Below are 4482 nucleotides of genomic sequence, written 5' to 3' on the forward strand. Positions count from 1 at the left end.
GCTCTTCCTCGATCCGCATCTCGGCATTGCCGCCGAGCTTGATGTCGGTGCCGCGGCCGGCCATGTTGGTGGCGATGGTGATGGCGCCGGGCTTGCCGGCCTGGGCGACGATCGCCGCCTCGCGCTCGTGATGGCGGGCGTTCAGCACTTCGAAATCGGTAAAACCTTCCTTGCGCAGGCGCTCGGCCAGCTGCTCGGACTTTTCGATGGAGGTGGTGCCGACCAGCGTCGGCTGGCCCTTGGCGCTGGCTTCGCGGATCTCCCTGACGATCGCCTTGTATTTCTCCTCGACCGTCCGGTAGACCTCGTCGTCCTCGTCGATGCGGATCACCGGCAGATTGGTCGGGATCTCGGTGACTTCGAGGCCGTAGATGTTGCCGAATTCCTCGGCCTCGGTCAGCGCCGTGCCGGTCATGCCGGACAGCTTCTTGTAGAGGCGGAAATAGTTCTGGAAGGTGACGGAGGCGAGCGTCTGGTTCTCCGGCTGGATCGCCACATGCTCCTTGGCTTCGAGCGCCTGGTGCAGGCCTTCCGAATAGCGGCGGCCCGGCATCATGCGGCCGGTGAACTCGTCGATGATGACGATCTCGCCGTTGCGGACGATATAGTCCTTGTCCTTCTGGAACAGCCGGTGCGCCTTCAGCGCGTTGTTGACGTGGTGGACGATGGCGACGTTCTCGACGTCGTAGAGCGACTCGCCCTTGAGCAGGCCGGCGTCGCGCAAAAGGTTCTCGAGCTTCTCGGTGCCTTCCTCGGTGAAGATCGAGGTCTTCTGCTTCTCGTCGATCTCATAATCCTGCGGCTGCAGCTGGATGATGAAGGTGTCGATGGTGTTGTACATTTCCGAACGGTCCTCGAGCGGACCGGAAATGATCAACGGCGTGCGTGCCTCGTCGACCAGGATGGAATCGACTTCGTCGACGATCGCGTAATTGTGACCGCGCTGCACCATCTGGGCGCGCTCGTATTTCATGTTGTCGCGCAGATAGTCGAAGCCGAGCTCGTTGTTGGTGGCGTAGGTGACATCGGCGGCGTAGGCGGCGCTGCGCTCCTCGTCGGACAGGCCGTGGACGATGACGCCGACCGAGAGGCCGAGGAATTTGTAGACGCGGCCCATCCATTCGGAGTCGCGGGTGGCCAGATAGTCGTTGACGGTGACGACGTGGACGCCCTTGCCGGCAAGCGCGTTGAGGTAGACCGGCAGCGTCGCGACCAGGGTCTTGCCCTCGCCAGTGCGCATCTCGGCAATGCCGCCATTGTGCAGCACCATGCCGCCGATCAGCTGGACATCGAAGGGGCGCATGCCGAGCACGCGGCGCGCGGCCTCGCGGGCGGTGGCGAAGGCCGGCACCAACAGATCGTCGAGCGTGGCGCCGTTGGCGATGTCCTGGCGGAATTTCGCGGTGCGGCCGACCAATTCCTCATCGGAAAGCGCCCGCATCTCGTTTTCCATGGCGTTGATCGCCTCGACACGGGGCCGGGTCGATTTGACCCGACGGTCGTTGGAGGAACCGAAAACCTTACGGGCGAGACCGCCGAGACTGACCATCCAATGGTCCTTTCGATAGAATTCTCAATCTTGAGATGAGCGCCGGGCGGCCCCATCAATTCCACGTGAACGTGGACAAACACAAAAAGCGCCCGGAAAACGGTTCTGGACGCAAAGTCGTTGGACAGATAAGAGGGGGCTCAACTGATGTCAACGCCGCGCTGGCCCTGCTGGCTGCGCCAAATTCCGCCACAATCTGGCCGATCTGGAAGCACCCCTCTTAACAATCCCCACCGGAGTCCCCCTATGTCCCTGTTGTTTCGCCGCGCGTCGCTCGCCAGCCTTGGCTTGGCCGTCGGCCTGTCGGCCCTTTCGCTCTCGCCTGTGACGGCGCAGCAAACCGCTCCCGCTCCGGCGGATGCAGCAGCGCCAGCCGCGGCACCGGTCGATCCCAATAAGGTTATCGCCACGGTCAACGGTCAGCCCCTGACCGAAGCAGATCTGGTGCTTGCCGAAGGGGAATTGTCGCAGCAGTTTGCACAATTGCCGCCCGAGCAGCGCCGTGCCGCCGCCCTTTCGGCTGCCATCGAGATCCGCGTCATGGCCGCCCAGGCGGTCACCACAGGGCTCGACAAGGATCCCGACTTCCAGCGCCGCATGGCCTTCCTGCAGCAGCGCGCGCTGCACGGCGAGATGGTCGAGAAGGGTGTCGTCGACAAGGTCACCGACGCCGAGGTCCGCGCCCGCTACGACCAGGAAATCGCCAACACGCCGCCCACCAACGAGCTGCATGCCCGTCACATCCTCGTGAAGACGAAGGAAGAGGCCGAGGCGATCATCAAGCAGCTCGACGGCGGCGCCGACTTCCAGAAGCTCGCCAACGAACACACCAGCGATCCGTCAGGCAAGACCAGCGGCGGCGATCTCGGCTGGTTCGGACCTGGCCAGATGGTGCCGGAGTTCGACAAGGCGGCCTCCGCGCTCGAGGTCGGCAAATACACCGAGCAGCCGGTGCAAACGCAGTTCGGCTGGCATGTCATCAAGCTCGAGGACAAGCGCACCAAGCAGCCGCCGGCCTTCGACGACGTCAAGGACCAGGCCAAGCAGGCGGTCATCCGCGACAAGTATTTCGCGCTGGTCAAGTCGCTGCGCGCCGGCGCCAAGGTCGAGATCCCCGACGCCAACCTGAAGAAGGCGGTCGATACGCTGGAAAGCGCCAAGTAAGACTGGCAGCTTTTTTGAAAAGGGGCGCGGCAGCCAGGGGTTGCCGCGCCCTTTTTCATTCATTGCCGTCTTTACGAGGCAGGCGCCGCTATGCCTCGCATCACGTAGTTGACGGCCTTGTCGATGGTCGCTTCGTCCTCGTCGAGCCGGTTGGTCAGCAGATGTCTCCAGGCGAAGGAGGCGATCAGGTCGGCGACAACAGCTGAATCGATTTCGGCCGGGATTTCGCCCCTTGCCTTGGCGCGTTCGATGATCTGGGCGGTATGGGACCGTCGGCCCAGTGAGTAGTCGGCAAGGGCCGCGGCCGCGGTCTCGTCCGACTGTGCCTCGGCGATCAGCGACCGGAACACGCTTCCCGACGATGTCTCGCGCCAGTGGGCGAACAGGTTCTTCAGGAAGCCGACGAGATCCTCCTCCAACACCCCGGTATCGGGAACATCGACGCGCTTCTGGCGCTGGTAGACCTCAAGCAGCAACGCCGCCTTGCTCGGCCACCAGCGATAGATGGTGGGTTTGCCGGCGCGGGCCCGCCGCGCCACCGCCTCGATCGAGAAACCGGCATAACCGGCTTCGACCAGCACGGTCTCGGCGGCTTGGAGAATGGCCTCGGCGCTGTCGGGATTGCGCCGCGCACCGATCGATCTGCGCGCCGGATCGGCGTCCTCGGCCATCTCTGTCGTCCTCGCCAAACACTTCGCCGGCAATATAGGTGACCCGACGCTCAAACGAAACGGCGCGTTTTGAAGCTTCTGGAGGCTGGCAAGGTCGGGGCAGGGGTTGGTCGTTTTTCTGGAATCTTACCGGCGTCTCGGTTGGTGAGCCCCCAAAAGCAAAACCCGCCGGAGGCGGGTCACTGGCGCAAATCAGCACCATGGACGAAAATGTAGCATAGCTGCTCTCACCCTGTCAAGAATAAATTCCTACTAACATGAACGCGGCCGGCGCAAACTGGCTGACACCGCCGGACCGGCCGTCGGACGATGTCTACTGCATGGCTTGCGACGTCTCGGAGCCCTGCTCCCAGGGGCGAGTTCGAGCTCCCGGACAAGAGCGACGAAAACGCCCTTGCGCCGGCGCGGTCTATCGGGCAAACCGGCCTTCCCTTGCGATTTTTCCCGCCCGAGGCCTCCATGTCCACGACGATTTCGCCGCTTGCGCCGAAGAAATACCCGAAAATGCCAGAAATCGAGGGGGTGCGCATCGCCACCGCCGAGGCAGGGATAAAGTACAAGGGCCGCACCGATCTTTTGACCATGGTCTTCGATGAAGGCACTGCGGTCGCCGGCGTGTTCACGAAATCGAAATGCCCCTCGGCGCCGGTCGATTTCTGCCGGCAGAATCTCGGCGCGGGCAAGGCGCGGGTGCTGGTCGTCAATTCCGGCAACGCCAACGCCTTCACCGGCAAGAAGGGCCGCGAGTCGACCGCACTGACCGGCGAGGCGGCGGCGAAGGCGGCCGGCTGCACGGCAGCGGAGGTTTTCATGGCCTCGACCGGCGTCATCGGCGAGCCGCTCGACACCAGCAAATTCAGCCATCTGCTCGCGGGGCTGGTCAGCAAGGGCAAGCCCGAGCTGTGGACCGAAGCGGCAAAGGCGATCATGACCACGGATACCTATCCGAAAGTGGCGACCGCGACCGTCAAGCTCGGCGACACCGATGTCACCATCAACGGCATTTCCAAGGGCGCCGGCATGATCGCGCCCGACATGGCGACGATGCTCTCCTTCATCGCCACCGACGCGCCGATCGCCGCCCCTGTCCTGCAGGAT

Annotated in this window: 4 protein-coding genes; 2 read left to right on the top strand and 2 right to left on the bottom strand. The window is 63.5% G+C overall.

The genetic code is table 11. The annotated features are described in order from the left end of the window. On the bottom strand, positions 1-1549 hold a 1549-nt coding region (secA, locus tag EN925_RS24515; RefSeq protein ID WP_128336995.1), incomplete at its 3' end, for a preprotein translocase subunit SecA. A gap of 246 nt (positions 1550-1795) precedes the next feature. On the opposite strand from secA, the gene EN925_RS24520 reads away from it, so the two are divergent. Further along, positions 1796-2713 (top strand): peptidylprolyl isomerase, encoded by a 918-nt coding sequence (locus EN925_RS24520; RefSeq protein ID WP_027163508.1) that lies wholly within the window; start codon positions 1796-1798, stop codon positions 2711-2713. A gap of 71 nt (positions 2714-2784) precedes the next feature. Here EN925_RS24520 and EN925_RS24525 read toward each other — a convergent pair whose 3' ends face one another. After that, a complete protein-coding gene (locus tag EN925_RS24525) occupies positions 2785-3384 on the bottom strand; it encodes a TetR/AcrR family transcriptional regulator (protein ID WP_127365840.1) in 600 nt (199 codons plus the stop codon). Positions 3385-3843: 459 nt separating this feature from the next. On the opposite strand from EN925_RS24525, the gene EN925_RS24530 reads away from it, so the two are divergent. Continuing rightward, positions 3844-4482, top strand: a 639-nt coding sequence (locus EN925_RS24530; protein WP_206632907.1) for a bifunctional ornithine acetyltransferase/N-acetylglutamate synthase, incomplete at its 3' end; no start/stop codon positions are given.

This window comes from Mesorhizobium sp. M7A.F.Ca.US.006.04.2.1 (assembly GCF_004022915.1).
Lineage (GTDB): Bacteria > Pseudomonadota > Alphaproteobacteria > Rhizobiales > Rhizobiaceae > Mesorhizobium > Mesorhizobium ciceri.